The sequence below is a fragment of the Agreia sp. PsM10 genome, from assembly GCF_030433855.1.
GTDB lineage: Bacteria > Actinomycetota > Actinomycetes > Actinomycetales > Microbacteriaceae > Agreia.
The window spans coordinates 293,555-316,467 of the sequence record NZ_JARUXC010000005.1; the positions used below are offsets into that span (position 1 = coordinate 293,555).

Genomic DNA, 22,913 nt, shown 5'->3' on the forward strand with positions numbered 1-22,913 from the left:
TCTTCACCGTGATTGATCCAACCAAGTATGCGAATATTCCGGAGGTAAGGCCGATGAGTATTCCCTCAAGGACGGCTAGCGGGACGTAAAGCAACAAGACAGTGCTCCTCGAGCCGTAGCTAGCCGACACCAGCATATGTGCGCCTACAGAAAACAAGGTGCTGTAGATGACGGAAAACGGCACTATCGCCCCCGGCCCCCGGCGCCTCAGTATGTTTCTATGCTCCATGTCCTCGCCAATACTTCTTGATCGCCGCACGCAAGTTGGCTGCCTGGTCTCGCCATGTCGAAAACGAAGGTGTCGAGACGTTGAATCCAATCCCGATCGCTAAATCTCTGGTACGTCCTTGAGCGATCTGCTGAAGAGAAACTGTACCGTCATCATTAGCGACTGTCTGAAACGTCACCGTTGACCCTGGCAAATCGAAGTATCCATCGCTAACCACAGTGAAAGTGACGCTTGTGGGAGTTGTGCTGACCCGAACATCGCCGCGACCATCCGCAACCGGAAGCGCTTGCAACGTACAAACTGCACCCTCAGAGAACGTTGGGCAGCCACTGACAGGGAACGGGAATATCTCCCCCGGGTGGGCCTTGAATATATCCATCACTTCCTCGGGTGTCATGCCGGAAGCAACAACCCAGGAGAAAACGTACTGATAGTCGATCTCAAGAGGGGATGCGCAGCTGTGAGACTTTCCTGAACCTCTGCACGTAGTCCCCGGTGGCACCAGGGGGCTCGATGGTAGATAACCTGGGAAGCGTTCGTCGAAGCCCTGGACATGCCTTACTGGTAGTGCCGAGTTGTCGCCTGACGGGTCCTGGTCCCAGTCGTCGGACGGGCCGTTCCAGCTCACTGATTCCACGTCATAATCCGGGTTCATGATCGCAGCCGTGGGCAGGGAGGAGATCGGGCCGGAGTGCATTGGCGCGCTGGCACCGCTCCCCTGGCTATGTCCACCTCGGGGGCCCGGGCACATCGGAACACCGCCTCTTCCGCCGCCGCAGTATCCGAGATAGTCGCTGAACGTCGTCGGCGAGTTCGTCACGTAGCTATAGCGAGCAGCCGTCTGCGGTTGGGTCAGGAGTCCGCGCCAGGAGTCCTGGGACATCCAGGACCCGGTGGTGGGGTCGTAGCTGCGGGAGTAGTAGTTGTTCAGTCCGTAGCCGGGGTCGGTGGTTTCGCCGGTGTAGTTGACGGCGGAGTTCCAGCCGATGGTGTCGAAGGACTGGTTGCCCCAGTCGTCGAACGTCGACAACTGAGCGACGGAGCCGCCGACGGCCTGGGCAGCGGTGGTGCCGAGTCCGTCGAGAAGCGCCCAGGAGGCGTCCTTTCCGTCTGCGGTTTGCAGGGCAACCTCGCCGAAGGCGTCGCGCATGAGGGTGCTCGTACCGGAAGCGGTGTTGGACTGCTGAACAACGGACGTACCGTCCCAGACACTCTTCGTGGTCTGCGAACCCAGGCCCGACGTCTCGGTCGTGTTCAGCTGACGACCGAGACCGTCATACGCGTAGCTGCTGGAGCGTCCGTCACGGGTCACGCCGGTGAGGCGGTTGTCGGTCTGGTAACTGAAGTCAGTCGTGACACCGTTCTCATTCTGAGTGGTGCGGTTACCGTTGCCGTCGTACCCGTAGCTCGACGATGCCCCGTTGCTGGTGCTGCCGGTGAGCTGGTTCGCCTCATTGAACGACGCCGTCACATCCGTCGTACCTGTATCCGTGGTGGCGGTTGCCTGGACACGGTTGCCGGCCGGGTCGTACGAATACGTGGCCGCGTTACCCTTACTGGTCTTGCTTCCGACAAGCCGGTTCAGGCTGTCATACGCGTAGTCGCGGGAGTCGACATCCGGGGTCTCGAGCACCGACGGGAACGCCGGAGTCGGATCGGGCGCCACCACCGACGGTGCCGCACTTGCTTCAGGTGTGGTCCCGGTCGAGGCCGGGTCGTTCAACGACCCGAGCGTGCGGGTGGCGTTCGAGACGTTGCCTGCCGGATCGTACATGTAGTCGAAGGTGATGGTGTCGACGTTCTCCACCGGATTCGGCAGCGCCGGTACCGTGCGGCGGTCGAGGTAGTCGCCCGTCTTCACGCACTCATGCGAGGTCGATCCCGCAGCAGGGATGGCCCGCTTGCCGAGGTACCCGGCAGCCGTCACGCACTGGTCGACCTCGGTCGTAACCGGTTTCGCAGCAACCGCCTCGGGTGCAACAGTGGATGCCGATGCCGGGCCCGCACTCGGGCTCGCCGGGGCGACGTGCTTGATCTGGGTAACCCGGTTCGCCGCGTCATACGCGTAGTCCGTCGCAACACCGGTGGAGCGGAGCATGTTCGTGAGGTTGCCTGCCGGGTCCCACTCGTAGGCGATGTTGCCCCATGGTGACGTCTGCGCCACGGGACGTCCGGCGTCGTCGTACTCATACCCGATTGACTCGCCCGTGGGCATCGTCAGCGCGGTCAGCTGCTGCGCGGCGTCGTAGGTGTATCCGAGGCGGGATCCGTTGGCGTCGATCTGTTCGGTCATGAGGCCGTTGGCGTCGTACTTCCAGCCCGTGACACCGAGCGGGTCGGTCATCGCGATGGGCTGTTGGTTCGCGTCGTACTCGAACGACACGCTCGAACCGGGGTAGGAGATCTGGGCCAGGTCGGAGCGGGACGTGTAGGAGTAGTTCGTGGTCTGCCGGTTGCCATCGATCTGCGACGACAGACGACCCAGGGAGTCGTAGCTGTAGTCCCAGGATTTGCCGAGGGGGTTCGTCTCCGCGGTGACCTGACCGGCCGCGTTGTAGTCGAAGAGAGTTTTGTGCCCGTTCGGGTCGAGAATGGAGGCCAGGTTGCCGGTCTCGGTCCAGTCATACACGGTCGTCACGTTCACGTCCGAGGTACCCGTCGCCGCTGCATCCACGTTGGCATCGAAACCCTCGATCACCGTGGCGAGCTGCCCGGCGGGATCGTAGGAGTAGCGGGTCTCATTGCCATTCGCATCGACCATTGACGTCTGCTGACTGTTGAGGTCATAGCCGTAGATAGCGGTCGAGCCGACGGCATTCGTCGTCGATGCGACGGTGCCGGTCGGGTTGTACGCGGTGGTCGACGTGTTGCCGTTGGCGTCGGTGATCGCGGTCAAGCGGCTCACTGCGTCATACCCGTACGAGGTGGCGTCGCCGAGCGGATTCGTCGCTACGGTCACCCGACCGAGCGGATCGTAAGACACCGTGCTCGATCTGCCGAGGGCGTCGATCTGCTCCTGCACACGGCCAGCCGGGTCATAGACGAGCTGCGTCGCCGCGCCTGTGGGGTCGATCGATCCAGTCAACTGCCCGTTCGCGTCATAGGCGAGTGTCGTCTCGTTCCCTCGACGGTCAGTCGAGGTGACGAGGTTCGAGTCCACGTCGTAGGTGAACGTCGAGGTTTCGCCCTGCTGGTCGGCGACCTTCGTGATCCTGTCAAGCAGGTCGTACACGTAGGAGACGCTGTTGCCATCGGCATCAGTCGAATTCTCGACGCGTCCGACCTCGTCATAGGACGTCGACGAGGTGATGCCCGTCGGACCAGTGGTCTTCGTCGCACGGTTGAGCTCGTCGTACGCATACGTGGTCTTCGCGCCCGCCGGGTCGGTCTGGCTGACCAGGTTGCCGGCCTTGTCGTACTCGCGAACCCACTCGCCACCCTTCGGGTCGACGACGGTCACTGGCCGATACAGGTCATCGAGCACGAACGACGTCACGTTTCCGAGGGGGTCGGTGGTTTTGGTCAGTTCGTCTTCAGTGTTGTATTCGTAGTTCGTCGTTCCGCCGTCAGGGGCGGTGACGGCCACGAGGTTGAACGCGTTGTTCCACGCGTACGAGGTCACGGCGCCAGCCGCATCCGTCGAGCTGGTGAGGTTGTCGTTCGCGTCATAGATGTACGACGTGACCCCGCCCATCGCATCCGTCTTCGACACCAGCCGGTCGCCGGCATCCCACGTCAGCGTCGTCGTCGCACCCGTCGGGTCGGTCGTCGACGTCACCCGGTTGGCACCGTCGTACACGAACGTGGTGATGTTGCCCTTTGGGTCTGTCAGGGCGGTGACATTGCCCCGGTTGTCGTAGGCGTACATGGTCGTGGCGCCTGACGGGGTCGTCGACGAGGTCAGGTTTCCCTGGCCGTCATATGTGCGAGTCAGCTCGGTGCCGTCGGCCTGCGTGACACCGGTCACCAGACCGAGCGGGTCGACCTCATAGCTGGTCGTGCGCTCGGCCCCATCCGGGCCGCCTTCGTCGGTCTGGGATGCCAGCTCGCCGGTGGGCGTATAGGTGAACGTGGTCGTTGTGCCGTCGGGCAGAACGGTGGATGCGACGTTGCCGGTCGCGTCGTACGTGTAGGCCCATTCGTGGCCGGCTTCGTCGGTGTAGGTCGTGACCTGATCGAGGTCGTTGTAGACGTAGGCGATGGAGTTGCCCGCCGCATCCGTCTTGCCCGTGATGCGATGCTGGGAGTCGTACGAGAACACCGTCTTGGTGCCCTCGTTGTCGGTGTACGTCGTCCTTCCCGCGGCGGTGTCGTAGCTCAGCGAGCGCACGTTACCGTCGCCATCGACCTGCTTGGTGACCCGCCCCTCGGCGTCGAACTCGTTCGTCAGATAGGTGATTCCGAGCGCATCGGTGGCGGTGACCATGCGGTGAGCGTCGTCGTAGGAGTAGGCGCGGACCCGGCCGTCGGGGCTGGTAATCGACGTGAGATTCGTATTCGCGTCGTAGCCGAGACTCCAGGTGCGGCCGTCTGGGTGGGTGAACGAGGTGAGCCGGCCCACGGCATCCGAGGAGACCGTGATGGTCTGGCCCGCAGCATCGGTGATCGACTGGAGCGGGGCAAACTTGTGCACCCGCCAATCCGTCGCACCATAGCTGAGCGTGGTCGCGTTGCCCTGCTGGTCGGTGTGCTTCACGAGCTCGCCGACACCATCGATGTCGGCGGCGTCGAACACCCAGGACTCGCCGTTGACGCCGGTCAACGTGAGCTGGTTGTTGCCGTCGTTCGTCAGCGTCTGGAACAGGCCTGGCTCGCCGATGTAGCCGCCCGAGCCGTCGGAGGAGAAGTCGAAGGTGGCGCCGTCGTTGCGCACCACCAGCACCGAGCCGTCTTCGTAGCGTTGCGCCCGAGCACCGAACGCGAACGACCACCCCGCTCCGATTCGCGAGTCCCTGCCATCGAGCGAGTTGTAGATCAGGTTCAGGTCGAGGTCGGAGTTTCCCGGGCCGGAGAGTTTGAACAGAGGCGCGGCCTCGATGAGGTTTCCGGTCGAGAACGACACCGGCTCCGCGCCGTACAGCTCGTAGTTCTGGTAGCCGAGGTCACGCCAGTGATCCAGCTGCGCCTGAGTCGGGCGCCCCGGAAGACCGCCCGTGGCGGGGTCGACGCAGTTGAAGCGGTCGGCCAGGTACACGCTGAGCGATGCGGTGACACCGGCCGAGATGAATGCGAAGCCCTCGGGATCGTCGATGTAGGCGCGGTCGTAGTTGCTGTCCATGAACAGCGTCTCGAAGTGCGTGTAGGCACCGGGCACATTGTTGAACTCGGGCGCGGGCAGGTAAGGCAGGTTGCCCGCCTTGAACGGGCGCTGCACATAGGCCGGCATCGTCGACAGCACGGAGTCGCCCAACGCCTGATCCTGCGGATTGCCCCGGTAGTAGACGCGGCCACCAGACTCTGTACCATCGGCATCCCACGCCTCATCGGGATTGATCGCATCGAATGCCAGCGTGATCGTGGCATCGGGGTTCGCCGCCGCCGCGATGTCGGCACGCAGCTGCGTCGACACGATCGGCGTGTTCGGATCCTCCCTCGTGATCGTCACGTCGGCACGGCAGTTCGTCTGCAGCCGATCCCGCACCTGCTGAGCAAGGGCGATGTTCAGCGGTAGCTCGTGCAGTTCAGGGGCCGGCTGCGTCACATACGCCAGGTCGTCGTCAGGGTCGAGGACGATCTTCGGTCCGGGAGGTGCGACGAACGGAATGCCGATCACGACCATCTGTGACAGGTGACCCGACTCACCACGAACCACGCCGGCACCCTCGTCGTACACCGACGGAAGCGCCACCCACGGGTCGCCCGCGTTCTCGCGGGTGTAGATCTGCAGCGACGACGGGTCGAGATCCTTGATCTGCTTGTCGGTCACCGCCATCTCCAGCGCGACACCGGGAACCACATCCGTGGCCACCTGCGTACCGTCTGCCTGGTCGGTGATCGTGGCGTCGGCGGGGAAGGTCGTGACCTCGCCGCCGGAATCGGTCGTCGCCGAAATGTCGACAGGCGTCCCTACGGCGGTGCCGCCGGTCTCTGTCTCTGCCGACGTCGCAACAGCCTTGGACAGCGGCGTGATGTCGACGTCGAGTTTCTCGTCGATCTCGTGGCCCGAGAACGTGACCTGAACATCGGGGTCCTGCGCCGTGATCGTGGACGACTGATCCGGAGTGATCGTGCCCTCGCCCGCCGGGTCCGCGACGGGTGCGGGTTCGGTCGGGGCGAGCTGTGTCTTATCTGCAGCGTTGCGAACCTCGGCGAGGGTCTTCTCCGCCTGCCGCTGCGCGAGCAAAGTAGGAGATGCGATCGACGGCGTCACACCCACGGAGAGGGTGAGGGCGAGTACCGCAGCCGTGGTGACGGCACCTCGTGCCACAGCCTTGCCTTGTCTGCGAGTCCAGCGGGCGGGTTTTCGGGTCAGCATTGCGAGCCCGGCCGCGACGGCGGGGCGGATCGGCGCGCTCACAGGGCGGAACCGACCAGCTCGGCCTCGTCCGAAGCGTCCGCAGCGGCAGCTGCCTTGCGTCGGCGAATGCGCAGCAGCACGCCCAACGCCACCAGAAGAGCGGCGATCAGAGCGAGAATGCCTGCGATGCCGAACCCGGTCAATGCCAGACCTGACGTGTCCTTCACACAGGCCTGCAGTTCAGCCGCGTCCGCGACGCCATTGCCGTCGTAGTCCTCGAGACCGGTCGCGCAGGTGCGATCGCCGCAGATCACGAACTCGATCCAGTCGCTCACCTTGTCGCCGTCGGCGTCTTCCTTGCTGTTCGAGCAGGTAGCCGATCCGCACACCAGCTGCTCCGCGTAGTCGGGGATGCCGTCGTCATCTGCGTCTGCGCGGGAATCCGCGCACGTGACGGTGCCACAGGCGAGCACTTCCGTCCACGAAGGGATGCCGTCGCCGTCGTGGTCTTCCGTGCCCGTGGCCCCGGTCAGACTGCCGGCGACGACCTGCTCCACCACGTCGGGAATGCGATCACCGTCGATGTCGCAATTCGCCGCATCCGCCTCGACCTCGCAATCCGCGCCCAATTGAAGCACGAGCACAGGCAGCGACGCGACCACGTCAGAAACACGCGAGGTCAGGGGCGCGGCCTGCGCTGGAGCCGCAATCATCGACAGCGCGATCAGCACGATCAGGGCGAAAAAAGCGCGAAGCGCGCGCGACAACACAGACATAAGCAAGCCTCATGACGGGAGAAGGGAAAGGAAGAGCCGTTCCCCCGAAGGCTCGATGCCAAACGTAGCGAGCACAACTGTCTGTGAGCAAACCGAAAATCAGCGCATAAGAACATGAGAAACACTCGCCCCCGGAAATGCCGGGAACTATCCTCCACATGGCCCCCGTTTTGGGGTGATCATGGGACCCAAAGTCCCAACTTAGATACAAAAATGCACGTGGGTGGAGCAGCCACAGAGGCACCACCCAGATCGATCGACCTAGCTGCCGCGATACGTCGAATACGCGAACGGGCTCAGCAGAAGCGGCACGTGGTAGTGCGCCTCGCCGTCTGCCAGCTCGAAAACCACCTGCACCTCGGGATAGAACGCCTTCTGCCCCAGGGACGCGAAGTACGCCTGCGTATCGAACGTCACCCTGTAGCGGCCGACCGGCACGTGCTCGGGACCGAATTGCGAGACGCGGCCATCGGCATCCGTCACCGCATCGGCGAGCACTCGCCATACGTCACCGTCGAGCTGCGACAGGGTGACGGGCACCCCGGCCGCCGGCGTTCCCGTGGCCGCGTCGAGCACGTGGCTGGTGATGTGGCTGCGGCCGCTCATTCGGCCAGCTCGATGCCGCGCTCGGTGAACGTCTTCTCGAGGCGAAGCAGGGCGATCTCACGCAGCTGCTGCTCGACGATGGCGAACTCCTCGTCGTCGTCGAGGCGGATGCGCCGGTTCAGCTCGGCAAGGATCTCGGCGCGACTCCGCCCAGCGGCACGAATGAGGAACACGCGGTCGAACCGCTTCTCGTAGATCGCGTTGCCCTCAGCGATGGCCGCCGCGGTCTCAGCATCGCCGTCGCCGAGCGACGCCTGCTCCGAGCGGGAGAAAGCCTGCGCGGCGCCCTCCCCGTCGGGCTTGTCTCCGATGCGCGGATGATCGGCAAGCGCCGCCTCCACCTCTTCCGGGGTCAACGGGTTCGCGGCGGTGCGTCCGGCCTCGAGCAGGTCGTCGACCGAGGCGAACGGAGCCTGCTCCGCGACCTCGTCGATCCAGCGCGGAACAGCCAGGCAGGCGCGCAGGTCGACGCGCAAGTGGTCGACGGAGAGATCGTTCATGGCCGGCCTTTCGGGCAGAATGCACCCCGCGGTCGTTCGCGGGCTATACCTGAATTCTATTCGGCGCCTCCCCCACGAGCCGTACGATGAGGCCATGTCGAACGTGCCCGCACCCATCGCGGGAATCGTGCTTGCGGCAGGCGGCGGCACGCGCTTCGGCCGACCGAAGGCCCTCGTCGAATCCGCCGAGGGCACGTCGTGGTTGGCGAACGCCGTCCGCAGCCTGCTTGCGGGCGGGTGCTCCCCCGTCATCGTCGTTCTCGGCGCCGCGACCGACGAGGCCGAGGCCCTCCTCGAGCGCTCCTTCACACGCGGCGCATCCGTGCGCGTCGTGCGCGCCGAGGACTGGCAGACGGGCATGGCCGCGTCGCTGCGCCGCGGGCTCGCCGCCGCAAGCGCCCTCGACGCGACGCCCGCGTCCGCTCCCGACGCCGTCGCGATCGTCACCGTCGACGTGCCGTCGCTCGGGCCGGCCGAGGTACGGCGGCTGATCGCGCCCGACCCGGATGCCGTGGGTCGCGAGACCCTGCGCCAAGCCGTTTTCTCGGGGCGCCCCGGGCATCCGGTGGTCATCGGCCGCGACCACTGGCAGGCGCTTGCCGACAGCGTGACCGGCGACGTCGGGGCGCGCCCGTACCTCGTGGCGCACGGGGTGCGACTGGTCGACTGCTCCGACCTGGGATCGGGCGTCGACGTCGATGCGCCCGGCGATCCCGCGGTCTGAGACGCCCGCGCCGCCGCGCCATAATCGAAGGAAGCCCCTAGCCCGATCCCGTGGAGGAAACCCGATGCCCGCACGCCCGTATCTGCTCGACTGCGACACCGGGGTCGACGACGCGCTCGCGCTGTTCCACCTGCTGAGCGATCCCGACGTGAACCTCGTGGGCGTCTCGACCGTCTCGGGCAACACCTCCGCCGCGCAGGCTGCCGACAACACGCTTCGCCTGCTCTCGCTCGCCGGCCGCACCGACGTGCCCGTGGCGATCGGCGCTCACCACTTCCGCATGGCGGAGTTCGACGGCGGGGTGCCGCACATCCACGGGGACAACGGCATCGGCGGCGTTCAGCTGCCCGAGTCGCACGTCGATCCGCTCGCCGAATCCGGGCCTGAGTTCATCGTGCGCATGGCCCACGAATACCCGGGCGAGCTGCGGCTCATCGCCATCGGCCCGCTCACCAACCTGGCCCTCGCGCTCGAGCTCGAACCCCGCCTTCCCGAACTCATCGGCGATCTCACCATCATGGGCGGAGCAGCGCTGGTTCCCGGCAACGCGTCCCCCGTCGCCGAGGCGAACATCATCAACGACCCGCACGCGGCCGAGATCGTGTTCGACGCCCCGTGGACCATCACGATGGTCGGACTCGACGTGACCATGGGCGAGCTCATCGAGGCCGACGACCGCGAACGGCTGCGATCGGCCCCCGGCGCGATCGCCCCGATGCTGGGCGACATGCTCGGCGTCTACTTCGACTTCTACGTATCGGTCTTCGGCAGGCCGTGTTCGGCGCTGCACGATCCGCTGGCCGTGGCGATCAGCACGGGCGAGATCGTTCCGACTCTCGCCCCGCTGGTGCGGGTGACGGTGGATGCGACGGACGGGCCCGGGCGCGGACAGACGATCTGCGACATGCGCGGCGTCTACAACGGCTACCCGCCGCAGCGAGGCGCACACGTGCGCGTCGTCCTCGAGCTCGACCGCCCGTACGCTCCCCTGCTGATGGACCGGCTGCTGAGCTTCGCCTGACAACAGGAATCCTCGGCGCGTTGTGCGCGTTGACCCGGTCACGACTATTCCGGGAATCACGACCATCGGCCTCATCGGGGCCGGACACATCGGCAGCCAGCTGGCGCGCCTCAGCATTGCCAGCGGCTACGACGTCGTCATCAGCAACTCGCGCGGCCCCGAGACGCTCAGCGCCCTCGTCGAGGAGCTCGGCCCCAAGGCGCGAGCGGCCACGGCAGAAGAGGCCGCCGAGGCCGGCGACCTCGTGGTCGTGACGATCCCGTTGAAGGCCTACGAGTCGGTTCCTGTGGAGCCTCTCGCCGGCAAGATCGTGATCGACACGAACAACTACTACCCGCAGCGCGACGGCAACATCGCCGAGCTCGACTCCAAGTCGGCCACGTCGGCCGCGCTGCTGCAGAAGCACCTGCGCACCTCGAAGGTAGTCAAGGCCTTCAACCACATCGAGGCGGCGAAGCTCACCTCCGAGGCGCAGGCACCGCGCACAGAGAACCGTCGTGCGCTCGTGATCTCGAGCGACAACGGCGATGCGAAGACCATCGTCGCAAGCCTCATCGACGGATTCGGCTTCGACGTCGTCGACGACGGTTCGCTGGCGAACAGCTGGCGTGTCGAGCCGGGCACCCCGGCCTACGGTCCGCGCGGCACGGTAGCGGAGATCACCGACATGCTGGCGGCCGCGACCCGCTGACCCGCCGCCGCTAACGGAGCACAGATCGCGACCGCTACGGCGTGTCAGGCGCGTATCGTCGGCGTGTCGCAAAGAACGTGCTCCGTTAGCGCCGGGCCGAGCACAGATCGACTGTCCTACCAGGGGGTTTCGAGCTCGTCGAGGGCGTCGTACATGCCGGTGATCGACGCGATGCGGGTTCGTCCGTCGCGCACGTCGACGCCGAGCACCCCGCTGGCCAGCAGGTTCACGAGGCTCATTGCGGCCGCATAGCTGTCGAACGCCGAGACGCTGTCGACGGGGCACTCCAGCCAGTAGACGGCGCCCTCGGCGTGCCGGCGGGCTGACGAGTCGGAGATGAGAATCACAGGAACGCCGCGCTCGCGCAGCGTCTGCATGATCAGCGCGAACCCCGACGGGCGACGGCGGAAGCCCACGAGCACGACGACGTCCCGCGAGCCCAGGGCCGCGATGTCCTCCCCCAGCGACTGCCCGGGAACAGGCGCGAGCCGCACCCGGTCGCGGGCCTGCGCGAGCTGCTGCCGCAGATGCAGCGCGAGCGGGTAGCTGTTGCGCAGGCCGATCAGCACGACCTCGCCGGCGCCCGCGATGAGCCGGGCCGCCGCATCCAAGCGCCCGTCGTCGAGACCGGCCAGGAGCTTCTGCAGGTTCTCGTGCTCCTGCACGGCGTGAGCGGCGAGCGCCGACGGGGTTCCTGCGGCGGCGCCGATTCCCCCGAGGGGCGCACCCTGGCTGCGCAGGCTGCGGGCGTGCTCACGTACCTCGGCCGAGTCGGAGAATCCGAGACGGCGGAACAGCCTCGACACTGTGGCCTTCGACACCCCGCTGAGCTTCGCGAGCTCGGTGGCGTTGTACACGGCAAGGTCGCCGAGGTGGTCGAGGATGAAGTCGGCGGCCCGCTGCTCCTGCCGGGACAGGGCGCCGTACTGCGCGTCGATGCGCTGCCCGATCGTTGGCGCGGCCGCGATCATGGGCTACCCCTCGTATCCGTCGGCGAGCCGCAGAACGGTGGCCTCGAACGCGTCGAGCGCCTTCGCCACGTCGGCCTCGGTGACGTGCTCGTCGGGATTGTGGCTCACGCCGCCCTTGCAGCGCACGAAGATCATGCCGATGTCGGCGATCTCGGCGATGGCCATCGCGTCATGGCCGGCACGCGAGAACAGCGACATGGGTCGCGTGTCGCCCGTCGACCGGATGCCGTCGGCGATCGCATCGCGCAGCCGGCGCGCGCAGACGGCCGCCTTGGCCGAGTGGGTCTGGATGCTCGTGAGCCGCAGCCGTCGTCGCTGGCAGATCTCGAGAATGGCCTCTTCGATCTGCAGCCACACCTTGTCGCGCTCGGTGTCGTATTCGCCGCGCAGGTCGAGGCTGAACTCGACCTTGCCCGGAATCACGTTCACCGCGTCGGGGAACACCTCGAGGTGGCCGACGGTCGCGATGAGCTGTGCGGATCGGGCGATGCGCTCGATCGTGGTGATCGCCTCGGCCGCCCCGGCGAGCGCGTCGCGGCGCCTCTCGTAGGGTGTTCCCGAGTGGCCCGCCTGGCCGGTTATCGTGAGCAGGAAGCGGCGCGCACCGGCGATCGACGAGACAACGCCCAGCGCCTTGTTCTCGTCTTCGAGGTACGGGCCCTGCTCGATGTGGGTCTCGAGGTAGCCCACGAAGTCGCCGCGCGACCGCGCGGCCTCGCCCACGGCATCCGGATCGAGGCCGAAATGCACATAGGCGTCGCGCAGCGACACGCCGTCTTCGTCTTCGAGCTGCCACCACTCGTCGAGCCAGGTGCCCGCGAGCGCGCGGCTGCCGAGCAGGGCACGGCCGAAGCGGGTTCCCTCCTCGTCTCCGAACGCGACGACCTCGAGGGCGAACGGAAGCTCGCGGCCCGAGGAGCGGATGCGGTCGACCACGGCGATCGCCGAAAGCACGCCGAGGATCCCGTCGTAGCGACCCGCTGAGGGGACGGTGTCGAGGTGCGAGCCGAGCAGCAGCGCGGGCAGGCCGGGGGTCGCGCCCTCGAGCCGGCCGCACTGGTTACCGGCGGCATCCTGCCAGGTGGTCATGCCTGCCTCGGTCATCCAGCGGGCGGCCAGGGCGTTGACCGCCGCGTGCTGGGGCGAGAGGTACACGCGCTCGATGAGCCCGTCCTCCATCGACGAGTAGGTGGCGAGCTCGTCGCAGCGCTCGAGAATGGCATGCGCGGTGGTCGAGGCCGGCTGGGTCATGCGCCGGCTCCCGACGACGCCCGCACGGCCCGGTCGGCGTCGGCGTAGATCTCGTAGGCCGCCCCGACTCCGCCGCCGGGGGTCACGGATGCGCCGGCCCGGCGCAGCACGGCCTCGAGAGCGCCGAGCGTGGTGAGCACGGTGTCGCGGCGGGCGTTGTAGCCCATCGTTCCGATGCGCCAGACCTTGCCGTGCAGCGGGCCGAAGGAGGTGCCGATCTCGATGCCGAAGTCGTTGAGAAGCTCGCCGCGCACGGCATCGCCGTTGACACCGTCGGGGATGATGACGGCCACGACGTTGTTCATCTTGTGGGCGAGGTCGCCGAACACCGCGAGGCCGAGCCCCCGCACCCCGGCGAGCATGGCCGAGCCGTGCAGGCGGTGCCGTTCGACGGCGTTCTCGATGCCCTCGTCGACCAGCAGGCGCGCGCACTCGCGTGCCCCGTAGAGCATCGTCGTGGCCTCGGTGTGGTGGTTGAGCCGCTTGGGGCCCCAGTAGTCGAAGATCATCGCGAGGTCGAAGTAGTTCGAGCGGATCGGATGCGCGGTGACCGCGTCGCCCGCCTCACGGATTCCCGCCTCGATGCTCTTGCGCGCGACGATGCGCTCGACCGCCTTCGCCGAGAAGGTGGCGGGAGCCGAGCCGGAGGGGCCGGCCAGGCATTTCTGGAGGCCCGCGGTGACGGCGTCGATGCCCCAGGCATCCGTCTCGATGGTGTTGCCGGCGAGCGAGGCCGTGACGTCGGTGTAGAAGAGCACGCCGTGCTGCGCGCAGATGGCGCCGAGCTCGTCGAGCGGCTGCGCCACCGTCGTGGAGGTGTCGCCGTGCACGACCGCGAGCAGCGTCGGCCGCACCTCGATGATCGCCGCCTCGATGGCCTCGGGCGCGAAGACCTCGCCCCAAGGAACCTCGATGACGTGCACCTCGGCGCCGCAGCGCTCGGCGATCTCGCGCAGCAGGTGCCCGAAGCGGCCGAAGATGGGAACCAGCACGCGGTCGCCCGGCTCGATCAGCGACACGAGCGCGGCCTCGATGCCGGCCCGAGAGGTGCCGTCGACCACGAGTGTCTGCTCATTCGCGGTCTTGAAGACCCCGCGGTAGAGCTCCATGGTCTCGTTCATATAGGCCGTCATCGCCGGGTCGTACTGGCCCACGAGCTGTGCAGACATGGCGCGCAGCACGCGCGGGTCGGCGTTGATCGGCCCTGGCCCCATAAGGAGTCGCTGGGGCGGGTTGATGGGCTGGGGAAGTGACGAGAGGGAGATGAGCTGACCGCTTTCGCTGAGAATGATTCACCTGTTTCAGGCTTCGATTCTACGGAACGCGCGTTTCATGCGTGTTACAGAGCCCCGTTCCCTGAGCGGCCCCGTTCCCTGAGCTTGTCGAAGGGATCGCGAATCCACTCGGCGCGAACGCACCCTCCTCGCCTCGTGAAGGTGCATCTTCGCCGAGTCGATCGGGCCTCCCAGATCGACTCGGCGCGAAGGCACCCTCAGCAGCGGTTGTGAATGCATATGCGCCGAGTCGATGCGCGGCAGCCCTTCGACAGGCTCAGGGAACGGCGGTGACAGCGCGGCCCTTCGACAAGCTCAGGGAACGGGGTGGAGACTGCGGCCCTTCGACAGGCTCGGGGAACGGGCCGTCAGCGAACGAACGGGGCCGCGATGTCGATGAGGGCGAGGTCGGTGCCGCGCGGGCCCACGAGGCACAGGCCGGCGGGCGCGCCGTCGACCTCGAGCAGCGGAACCGACAGGGCCGGGTACCCTCCGATGCCCGCGAAGCAGGTCATCGCCAGGGTCGCGGCGCGCGTGCGGTCGATCTCGTCCGGGTCGGCCCCGACGCTCGGCGCGGTCGACGACGTCGACGGCAGAAGCAGGATGCGCCTTGCGAGCGCGTCGTCGAGCTGGGTGCGAGCGGCCGCCAGCACCTCGCGGGCCGATGCCTCGGCCTCGGCGGTCACCGTCGAGGCCGTCTCGAATCGGGAGGCGACGTCGGGCGCGAGCACACCGGGGTGCGCCGTGATCCAGTCGCCGTGACGACGCCACGCCTCGGCCGCCTGCACCGTGCGGAACGCCTCGAAGAATCCCGAGGTGTCGCCGAGGTCGACCACGCCGACCTCGCCGATGACGCCATCGGCCTCGAGCCGGCCCACGGCATCCACCATCGCGCCCTGAATCGAGTCGTCGGCCGCGAAGAGCAGCTCGGTCGAGATCACGAACTGCGGCTCGACCGACTGCTGGGCATCGCCGTCGAGCGTGCTCGCGGCAGCGGCTCGCAGCAGGGAGGGCGACCTCGTCAGCCATCCGATCGTGTCGAACGACTCGGCCAGCGGCAGCAGCCCGCCGGCGTCGACCGCGCCGTGCGTCGTGCGCAGACCCCAGAGGCCCTGATACGACGCCGGCACCCGGATCGACCCGGCCGTGTCGGTCGCCAGTCCGATGCCGGCGTGCCCGAGCGCCACCGCAGATGCGGGTCCGCTCGACGAGCCGCCGGGGATGGCGCCCGGAACGGCGACATTGGGCGGGGTGCCGTAGTGCACGTTCTTTCCGGCGATCGAGTACGCGAATTCGTCGGTCTGTGCGATGCCGCGAATGGATGCGCCGGCCGCGAGCAGCGCGGCGACCGCGGGCGCGTGGGCCCGGGCGGGTTCGGCCTCGGCCAGGAATTCGGGGACTCCGCCGCCCACGGCGAAGCCCTGCACGTCGAAGAGGTCTTTCACCGCGACCGTCTCGCCCGTGAGCGGGCCGCCGTCGGAGGCGGTCGAGGCGACGAGCGGGTTGCCGAGCACCCGCCAGATGGCGGTGTTCATGGCGGCCGGGGCGCCGGCGACCTGGGCCGATTCGACGACCCAGCCCCCGGCATCCGCATGCCGCGCCCACAGCTGCGTGACGAGCCCGCGCCCACCGGAGCGCGGCTCGTTCTCGCTGACGATGAGCGCGTACTCGTCGGAGAGCACGCGCACGTGGATCGAGGTGATCGTGCGAACGGGGGCGCCGCCCCGGGCTCCGCGGAAGGAGCTGATGCGGTCATGGCCGACCAGCAGGCCGCCGGCGTCTCCACGCAGAGTCGTGTCGCCCGGGGCGAAGGCTGCGTCGAGCGCCTCGAGGTCGTTCGTGAGAAGCGCGTTCTCGTAACCCCAGAAGGCGTCGATCAGGCCGTCTGGCAGCTCGCCGGTGACGGACGTGGGAGGAATCTGATCAGGCATGATGTCCTTCGAAGTCGGAGACGCGCACGCGGGCGTGCACGCCGGTGACCAGGTCGACGACCTGGGAGATGTTGAAGTCGGTGGCGGCGCTGAGGTAGGCGTAGGCCAGATCCTCCTGCATGCCGTAGCGGGCGTGCAACAGCGAGATCGCGGCGCGCACGCACTGGCGCACCGCCTCGTCGAGATCGGCGTCCATTCCCGTGGGAACGAGGAACTCCTGCGTCTCGGCGAGTGGGCCGACGAGGGCGCCGAAGGCTGTGAGCGCGTCGCTCTGCGGCACGACCTCGAACCGCACGGTCACGCGCAGGGAGGCCTCCATCGCGGTGAGCGCGACCTCGCCGTCGCCCTGAGCGAAGTGCGGGTCGCCGACGTAGGCGAGGGCCCCGTCGACCTGCACGGGAATGTAGAGCGCGCTGCCGGCGGTCAGCAGGTTGATGTCGATGTTGCCGCCGTGCGGGCCGGGCGGCACGGAGTGAGGACGCGTCGACCCCGACACGGCCACGCCCATGATGCCGAGGAACGGGTGAAGCGGAAACCGCACCGAACGCTCTCCCCCGGCGACGAGCGGCAGGGTGCCGACCTGGCTGCCGTCGGGGTCGTGGTCGACGGCCGCGAAGATGCTGACTGAGCCTTCGACCCGGGGGAACTCGCCGGGGAGCGCTCCCCTTCCGTGCCTGTTCGAGATCACGCCGTAGGGCACGCGCGGGGTCGCCTCGAGCACGGTCATCTTGAGCAGGTCGCCCGGCTTCGCCCCTCGGATGCGTATGGGCCCGGTCACGACGTGCGGCCCGTCGACCTTCGGGTCGCGCTGGTATGCGGACGCCGCGAGGGCGATCGCGTCGTCGAGCACGTTCTCACGCGCCACACCATGCCCGGCGAAGAAGGCGGCCGGATCGCGACCCTGGTCTTCGAGCACGCCCTCGTGGCTGATGGTGTCTATCGTGACCTCGTCGCCGGAGTCGATCGTGAGCACGGCCACGTCGGTCTCGCAGGGCAGCCGGCCCCACAGCACGTTGCCGATCGTGGCCGGCAGGTAGTGGGCGGCCTGGACGAATCCCTGGCCGGGCTGGAGCGGGGCTGTCACGGGCATCCGGTGCGGGCCTTCCGAAGTCTGGAAAGATGGGGTCGGTCGCTTCGAGAGTATCGTGCGCCAGCCACCCCGCCCGCACCCACGACACCGAAAGAGCAGGTGCCTCATGCTCCGCAGACTCAGAAGCCAGCCCGCCAATCTGCACCTCGGCCTGATGCTCGCGCTCACCTTCTCGACCGGCATCGCCGACGCCGTGGGATACCTCGGCCTCGACAAGGTCTTCACGGCCAATATGACAGGCAACGTCGTGATCCTCGGAATGGCGATCGCCGGAGCCGACGACCTGCCGGTCATCGGCCCGCTCGTGGCGTTGTTCGCCTTCATGCTGGGCGCCGCGATCGGCGGCCGGGTACTGCGCCCGGTCAAGGTCGGCTGGACCACCCGCAGCACCGTGCTCTTCAGCATCGTCGGCACGGTCATGGTCGGCCTCGCCATCGCCCTCTTCGTGAACGACGGCCCTCCCCCTGCCCCCTACGAGTACATCTTCACGGGCTTCTTCGCACTGGTGATGGGTGTGCAGGCCGCGACGGCCCGGCACATCGCCGTGAAAGACGTGACCACAGTCGTGGTCACGTCGACCATCACGGGTCTCGCTGCCGACTCGCGACTGGCCGGCGGCTCGGGCCAGCCGTGGTTCCGGCGGGCCGGCGCCATCCTGCTCATCGGCGGGGGCGCCGCCGTGGGTGCTCTGCTGATGACAGTCCACATCGGCTGGGGCGTGGCCCTGGCGGCCTTCATCACACTCATGGTCGCGCTCACCGGGCACCTCACCGGCCGCCCGCACCACGCACCCGTGGAGCCATCGGTGGTCGAAGCCTCCGCCTGATCAGGCCGCTCCGGTCAGCGCTGGCGCTGGGCCGACTGGTCGCGATCCCACTCGTCGAAGAAGTCCTGGCTCTTGCGGCGAACGCGGTCGTCGAGGCCGACGTTGCGCTCCTTGCCCGTGGCCAGAGCCAGTTCCTCCTCGTGCTCGGCCAGCTGCCGGAGTGTGGCAAGCCTGCCCGAGGTGATCTGGGCATCCAGAAGCGCCTGGTCGCGCTCGAGCGCGAACTGCTGGCGCACCCGGTTGATCTCGGTTCGATCGTGCTCGCGCGCGGTCTCGTCGTGCACGGAGTCTTTGTTGCCGAGGTTGCGCAGCAGCTTGATGATCACGGGCAGCAGCTCGATCGCGAAGAACAGCAGGAACACCATGACGTGGGCCAGTCCGGCCGACGGGCTCTCTGCACTCAGTCGGTCGAGCGCGGTGAGCCGGTTGCTGATGCCGTCGCTGGAGGAGACGGCCGCGTCGTTCTGGGCCTGGAAGTCTGCCTTGCGCTGCTCGATCGTGGCCAGCTCGGCCTGGGCCTTGGTGAGCGCGGCCTCGGCGGTGGTCTTCGACTCGGCGAGCTGGGATCCGAGGGCGGTCTGGGCACTGGTCAGCGCGGCCGCCGAGGCCTCCTGCGCCTGGTCGTAGATGACCTGGGCCGCGTCGACGGCCTGCTTCGCGATCTCGGTGACGGCGCCGTCTCCGACCTGACCCGATCCGCCCGTGCCGTTCGCCTCGGCCTGCCACGCGGCGGTCTTGGCGTTGAGGTCGGCGAGGGCGGCGTCCTCTGCCGCCTTGGCGGCGGCGTAGGTGGGGTCGTCGAGAGGATCGACAGCGTCGCTCGTGTCGATGATCGCCTGGTTGCTGGCGATCGTGGCGCGCACGTCGTCTTCGGTCGCGAGCACGGGGTCGCTCGCGAGCTGGTCGGCGAACGCGGTGCGCGACTCGGCCTCCATCACGAGGATCTGGGCGCTGATCTCCGGCGCGAAGATCTGCAGGGTGACCGGCGTCGAGATGACGGCGCCGAGAATGGCCGCGAGCAGAACTCGGGGAACGACCGCGAAGGTGGTCTTCCACGCGCCCTTGGTATTCGAGAGCTGGATGGTGAGGGCGCGGTCGATGGCGAAGATTCCCGCACCCCAGAAGATGCCGACGGGAATGAACCAGAACCAGTCGGCGTGGAACACCATGCCGAGCGCGAAGCTCATCGACAGTGCGGCGACAGTGGCCGTGAACATCAGGATGAGGGCCATCGACGAGTAGGCCTGACGGTCGCCGGGCGCGCCCTCGATGGCGTCGGGGCGGGCGCCTCCGAGCACGGCCAGGCTGGTGCGGCGCAGGCGGCGACGGCGGGCGTTCGGCCTCTCGCCGGCCTCGTCCGTCGCGGCCTCGGCCGTCGCCGGGTCGCCCTCGGTGCCGGATGCGTCGGGCCGGCCGGACAGGGAGGGCTCGGGGGCCTGGGCGGTCTGCGCGGTCTGCGCATCGATGTCGCGCTCGAACCAGGGCTGTTCCTGCTGTTCGAACGAGAGCTGCTCGGTCGGCGCCGTGTTCGTCGAGTCGTTCGACAGATCGGCGGTCAGCGCCTCGATCGGAACCGTCTCGGCTTCAGGGCGCTTGCGCGGCTTCGGGGTCTCGCTGAACCAGGGCTCCAGCTGCGGCCCGGTCGATTCGTCGTTCTCGCTCACGCCGAGTCCTTCCTGTCGAATGGTCAGCGGCAAGTATGCACGCCCCTACCCTGAGCATCCGGTGAGCGTGCTCTCAATCAGCCCAGCGGCGCGCGCCGCAGCTTCTGGCAGTGGGCGCAGAAGTGCGAGCCGCGATTCATGAAGCTCTCGCGCACGATCGGGCGTCCGCAGCGCGGGCACGGCTCGCCCTGTCTGCCATATGCATTGAGGCTGTGCGAGAAGTATCCGGACGCCCCGTTCACGTTCACGTACTGGGCGTCGAAGCTGGTTCCGCCCTCGGCGAGCGCCTTCTCGAGCACGAGCCGCATGTCGGCGAGCAGCAGCTTCGCCTTCGCCCGCGACAGCGACGACGCGGGCTGCTCGTAGTGGATGCGCGCGGCCCACAGCGACTCGTCGGCATAGATGTTGCCAATGCCGCTGATCAGGTTCTGGTCGAGCATGGCCCTCTTGATGCCGGTGTTCTTACGAGCGAGCGCGGCGAAGAAGGCCGCGTCGCTGAACGCCGGGTCGAGGGGGTCGCGGGCGATGTGCGACACCTGGCCGGGGAGGGAGGCGAGCTCGCTCCCCCGCCCCGCCGCGCGCCCGTCGGGCGTCGGAACGAGGCCGTCGACGGCCATCGATCCGAAGATGCGCTGGTCGACGAAGTTCACCCAGAACTCGCCGTGCTCGGGATGCTCGATGTGCAGCCGGATGCGCAGCAGGCCGTCCTCCTCGACGCCCGGGGTGCGCAGCAGCACCTGTCCGCTCATACCCAGGTGCGTCACGAGGGCGTGACCGCCCGCATCCGTCGCATCGTCGAGCGGGAACCAGAGAAACTTGCCTCGGCGAACCGCCGACAGCATCCGTCGGCCCTCGAGCAGGTCGACGAACGCGCCCGCCACGGGGCTGTGCCGCTTGAGCGACCGTTGCTCGAAGACCTCGACGGCCGTGATGACCGCGCCGGAGACGGCTCTTTCGAGGCCCGCGCGAACGACCTCGACTTCGGGGAGTTCGGGCACGCTAGGCCGGAATTGAGTCTGTCGACGGGGCGGCCGACAGGGCCGCGACCGCATCGCGAGCAGCGGATGCCTCGGCCTGCTTCTTCGACGGGCCGGTTCCGGATGCCTCGGCCACGACGACACCGGCGGCGGAGGACACGCGCACGGTCGCCACGAACACCTTCTGGTGATCGGGTCCGGACTCGGTGAGTTCGTAGACGGGGGCGGCCAGACCCTGCTGGCCGGCGACCTCCTGCAGCGACGTCTTCGGATCCATCGAGATGCGGAAGTGGCCCGGGGCGGTGGCGAGCGGCGCGACGAGCCTCAGCACGAGGGCGGTCGCCGCATCCGGGCCCGCGCCCAGGTAGCTGGCGCCGATCACGGCCTCCATGGTGTCGGCGAGGATCGAGGCCTTGTCCCGACCTCCCGTGAGTTCTTCGCCGCGGCCCAGCCGCACGAAACGGCCCAGCTGGATGCCCCGGGCGATCTCGGCGAGGGCGACCGTCGACACGAGACTGGCGCGGCGCTTGGCCAGCTCGCCCTCTTCGAGGTCGGGGAAGCGGTGGTAGAGCATGACCGTGACGGCCTGGCCCAGGATCGAGTCGCCGAGGAACTCGAGGCGCTCGTTCGTGGGGATGCCGCCGTGCTCGTAGGAGTACGAGCGGTGGGTCAGGGCGAGCTCGAGCAGGTCGTCGGGAAGATCGATCTGCAGAGTCGCCAAAAGGAGCGACCCGTCGGTTTCATGTTCCGAAACCATCGAGGCGCTCCTTGGTGACGCTTCTGATGTCGTTGCCGACAGCAGGAGTCTTAGATGTCTGCGACCTTGCGGCCCTTGTACTCCATGAACAGGGGGGTGCCTGCGGAGTCCTCGACGATCTTGGCGCGGTGCGGCAGGCTGTAGACAGTCTTGCCGTTCTCGATCGTCTTGACGAGGGTGGGGGCCGTAGCCTTCCACTGAGCGCGACGCATGCGGGTGGAAGCCCGCGACATCTTTCTCTTCGGAACAGCCATGATCTTCTCTTCTCTCTATCGTTCAGGTCACTCGGGTCGCGCGGACGCGTCGGTGTCTGCTTGGTCAGTCTGTGTGGAAGCTTCGAAGCCTGCGAGCGCAGCCCAGCGCGGATCGGTGATCTGCTGAGGTTCGCCATGCGGCTGATCGGCCAGCTTTTCACCCGTCTCCGGGTCGAGTCCTGGGCAATCCGGCCGACAGACCGGTTGGAACGGCAGTGAAAGTACCACCGCATCCCTGATCATCGGTTCGAGGTCGACGTGATCGTCGAGAACCGCGTAATCAAAAGCTTCGTCAAGAGAATACGCGAAAACGTCTTGGAATTCGACTTCTACCGGCAGATGGATGTCGGTGAGGCAGCGACCGCAGACTCCGTCGGCCGTTCCGGAGACATGAACCGAGGCCAGGATGCCGTCGTGCAGCCCCTCGAGACGCAGGTCGACATCGAGGATCGAGTCGGCCTGAACGGCCACGAGGCCCTCACCGAGCTTCTCGGGAACAACGATCTCGAGCTCGTGCTCGCGCATCTCGCCGGGACGATGGATGAGGTCGTGGACCCCCACCGTGTAGGGCGTCTTCTTGAATTTGTTCACAACATTCGAGTCTACCGCCCGCGGCGGCCTCAGATCCCTGCGATGCGCTGATTGAGTAGCCGCGCGAGGACGAGCACGGCTTATCGAAATGCCGGCACGGTGGCCTCAATGGGGCCGCTGAGGCTGATGTGCCGGTCGCGTGAAGCACTGAAATGCGGGAAATGGCCGCATCGCCGACGGATGACGCGGCCACTTCCCGCACCTCAGTGAGGCTGCGGCCTCGATACGGCCGCAGGCAGCCTACTCGACATTGAGAATGGGTGTGTAGCCCGGGAGGGTGTTTGACCTTCTACTCGACGGACCACCCGTGGGTGTGTCAATCG

The 22,913-nt window shown here is 67.4% G+C and carries 18 protein-coding genes; 4 read left to right on the forward strand and 14 right to left on the reverse strand.

Going from position 1 to position 22,913, the window contains the following annotated elements:
- Positions 1–218: 218 nt before the first annotated feature.
- From QCD70_RS08975 to uraD, 4 genes are all read right to left on the reverse strand, one after another.
- On the reverse strand, positions 219–6,656 hold the full coding sequence (locus QCD70_RS08975; protein WP_301215231.1) for a DUF6531 domain-containing protein: 6,438 nt from the start codon (positions 6,654–6,656) through the stop codon (positions 219–221).
- 86 nt (positions 6,657–6,742) lie between these two features.
- Positions 6,743–7,462, reverse strand: coding sequence for a hypothetical protein (locus QCD70_RS08980; protein ID WP_301215233.1), 720 nt, complete (start codon positions 7,460–7,462; stop codon positions 6,743–6,745).
- A 261-nt stretch (positions 7,463–7,723) separates the two neighbouring features.
- Entirely contained in the window at positions 7,724–8,068 is a 345-nt protein-coding gene (gene uraH, locus QCD70_RS08985; protein WP_301215235.1) for a hydroxyisourate hydrolase, read from the reverse strand.
- On the reverse strand, positions 8,065–8,568 hold the full coding sequence (gene uraD, locus QCD70_RS08990) for a 2-oxo-4-hydroxy-4-carboxy-5-ureidoimidazoline decarboxylase (RefSeq protein ID WP_301215237.1): 504 nt from the start codon (positions 8,566–8,568) through the stop codon (positions 8,065–8,067). The genes uraH and uraD overlap by 4 nt, the downstream gene beginning before the upstream one ends.
- A gap of 94 nt (positions 8,569–8,662) precedes the next feature.
- On the opposite strand from uraD, the gene QCD70_RS08995 reads away from it, so the two are divergent.
- The 3 genes from QCD70_RS08995 (at position 8,663) to QCD70_RS09005 (ending at position 11,004) form a co-directional block, all read left to right on the forward strand.
- Positions 8,663–9,292: a nucleotidyltransferase family protein gene (locus QCD70_RS08995; protein WP_301215239.1), complete on the forward strand. Its 630-nt coding sequence runs from the start codon at positions 8,663–8,665 to the stop codon at positions 9,290–9,292.
- Between the two features lie 64 nt (positions 9,293–9,356).
- Entirely contained in the window at positions 9,357–10,313 is a 957-nt protein-coding gene (locus QCD70_RS09000) for a nucleoside hydrolase (RefSeq protein WP_301215241.1), read from the forward strand.
- A 55-nt stretch (positions 10,314–10,368) separates the two neighbouring features.
- Positions 10,369–11,004 (forward strand): NADPH-dependent F420 reductase, encoded by a 636-nt coding sequence (locus tag QCD70_RS09005; RefSeq protein WP_301215309.1) that lies wholly within the window; start codon positions 10,369–10,371, stop codon positions 11,002–11,004.
- Between the two features lie 116 nt (positions 11,005–11,120).
- Here the strand turns inward: QCD70_RS09005 and QCD70_RS09010 are convergent, their stop codons facing one another.
- The 5 genes from QCD70_RS09010 to QCD70_RS09030 form a co-directional block, all read right to left on the reverse strand.
- Positions 11,121–11,975: a MurR/RpiR family transcriptional regulator gene (locus QCD70_RS09010; protein WP_301215243.1), complete on the reverse strand. Its 855-nt coding sequence runs from the start codon at positions 11,973–11,975 to the stop codon at positions 11,121–11,123.
- 3 nt (positions 11,976–11,978) lie between these two features.
- On the reverse strand, positions 11,979–13,226 hold the full coding sequence (locus QCD70_RS09015; RefSeq protein ID WP_301215245.1) for an allantoate amidohydrolase: 1,248 nt from the start codon (positions 13,224–13,226) through the stop codon (positions 11,979–11,981).
- Positions 13,223–14,440, reverse strand: coding sequence for a pyridoxal-phosphate-dependent aminotransferase family protein (locus QCD70_RS09020; RefSeq protein ID WP_301215247.1), 1,218 nt, complete (start codon positions 14,438–14,440; stop codon positions 13,223–13,225). The genes QCD70_RS09015 and QCD70_RS09020 overlap by 4 nt, the downstream gene beginning before the upstream one ends.
- A 428-nt stretch (positions 14,441–14,868) precedes the next feature.
- Complete coding sequence (locus QCD70_RS09025; protein ID WP_301215249.1) at positions 14,869–16,431, reverse strand: AtzH-like domain-containing protein; 1,563 nt, start codon at positions 16,429–16,431, stop codon at positions 14,869–14,871.
- Positions 16,424–17,521 (reverse strand): acetamidase/formamidase family protein, encoded by a 1,098-nt coding sequence (locus tag QCD70_RS09030; RefSeq protein ID WP_301215251.1) that lies wholly within the window; start codon positions 17,519–17,521, stop codon positions 16,424–16,426. The genes QCD70_RS09025 and QCD70_RS09030 overlap by 8 nt, the downstream gene beginning before the upstream one ends.
- Before the next feature lie 106 nt (positions 17,522–17,627).
- Between QCD70_RS09030 and QCD70_RS09035 the strand changes: the two genes are divergently transcribed.
- Positions 17,628–18,347, forward strand: coding sequence for a YoaK family protein (locus QCD70_RS09035; protein WP_301215253.1), 720 nt, complete (start codon positions 17,628–17,630; stop codon positions 18,345–18,347).
- A gap of 14 nt (positions 18,348–18,361) precedes the next feature.
- On the opposite strand, the gene QCD70_RS09040 is transcribed toward QCD70_RS09035, so the two are convergent.
- From QCD70_RS09040 to QCD70_RS09060, 5 genes are all read right to left on the reverse strand, one after another.
- Positions 18,362–20,011: a DUF4407 domain-containing protein gene (locus tag QCD70_RS09040; RefSeq protein ID WP_301215255.1), complete on the reverse strand. Its 1,650-nt coding sequence runs from the start codon at positions 20,009–20,011 to the stop codon at positions 18,362–18,364.
- Positions 20,012–20,088: 77 nt separating this feature from the next.
- Complete coding sequence (gene mutM, locus QCD70_RS09045) at positions 20,089–21,009, reverse strand: bifunctional DNA-formamidopyrimidine glycosylase/DNA-(apurinic or apyrimidinic site) lyase (protein WP_301215257.1); 921 nt, start codon at positions 21,007–21,009, stop codon at positions 20,089–20,091.
- Between the two features lies 1 nt (position 21,010).
- On the reverse strand, positions 21,011–21,745 hold the full coding sequence (gene rnc, locus QCD70_RS09050; RefSeq protein WP_301215259.1) for a ribonuclease III: 735 nt from the start codon (positions 21,743–21,745) through the stop codon (positions 21,011–21,013).
- Positions 21,746–21,795: 50 nt separating this feature from the next.
- On the reverse strand, positions 21,796–21,999 hold the full coding sequence (gene rpmF, locus QCD70_RS09055; protein WP_044442139.1) for a 50S ribosomal protein L32: 204 nt from the start codon (positions 21,997–21,999) through the stop codon (positions 21,796–21,798).
- A 27-nt stretch (positions 22,000–22,026) separates the two neighbouring features.
- Positions 22,027–22,590 (reverse strand): YceD family protein, encoded by a 564-nt coding sequence (locus QCD70_RS09060; RefSeq protein ID WP_441004930.1) that lies wholly within the window; start codon positions 22,588–22,590, stop codon positions 22,027–22,029.
- Between the last annotated feature and the right edge of the window lie 323 nt (positions 22,591–22,913).

Excerpts from the sequence above, each read along its gene's own strand:
- QCD70_RS09030 (WP_301215251.1), bottom strand. The coding sequence starts at position 17,521 with ATGCCCGTGACAGCCCCGCTCCAGCCCGGCCAGGGATTCGTCCAGGCC.
- QCD70_RS09020 (WP_301215247.1), bottom strand. The coding sequence starts at position 14,440 with ATGGGGCCAGGGCCGATCAACGCCGACCCGCGCGTGCTGCGCGCCATG.
- uraH (WP_301215235.1), bottom strand. The coding sequence starts at position 8,068 with ATGAGCGGCCGCAGCCACATCACCAGCCACGTGCTCGACGCGGCCACG.
- QCD70_RS09015 (WP_301215245.1), bottom strand. The coding sequence starts at position 13,226 with ATGACCCAGCCGGCCTCGACCACCGCGCATGCCATTCTCGAGCGCTGC.
- QCD70_RS09025 (WP_301215249.1), bottom strand. The coding sequence starts at position 16,431 with ATGCCTGATCAGATTCCTCCCACGTCCGTCACCGGCGAGCTGCCAGAC.
- QCD70_RS08980 (WP_301215233.1), bottom strand. The coding sequence starts at position 7,462 with ATGTCTGTGTTGTCGCGCGCGCTTCGCGCTTTTTTCGCCCTGATCGTG.
- QCD70_RS09010 (WP_301215243.1), bottom strand. The coding sequence starts at position 11,975 with ATGATCGCGGCCGCGCCAACGATCGGGCAGCGCATCGACGCGCAGTAC.
- rnc (WP_301215259.1), bottom strand. The coding sequence starts at position 21,745 with ATGGTTTCGGAACATGAAACCGACGGGTCGCTCCTTTTGGCGACTCTG.
- rpmF (WP_044442139.1), bottom strand. The coding sequence starts at position 21,999 with ATGGCTGTTCCGAAGAGAAAGATGTCGCGGGCTTCCACCCGCATGCGT.
- QCD70_RS09035 (WP_301215253.1), top strand. The coding sequence starts at position 17,628 with ATGCTCCGCAGACTCAGAAGCCAGCCCGCCAATCTGCACCTCGGCCTG.
- QCD70_RS09000 (WP_301215241.1), top strand. The coding sequence starts at position 9,357 with ATGCCCGCACGCCCGTATCTGCTCGACTGCGACACCGGGGTCGACGAC.
- QCD70_RS08995 (WP_301215239.1), top strand. The coding sequence starts at position 8,663 with ATGTCGAACGTGCCCGCACCCATCGCGGGAATCGTGCTTGCGGCAGGC.
- uraD (WP_301215237.1), bottom strand. The coding sequence starts at position 8,568 with ATGAACGATCTCTCCGTCGACCACTTGCGCGTCGACCTGCGCGCCTGC.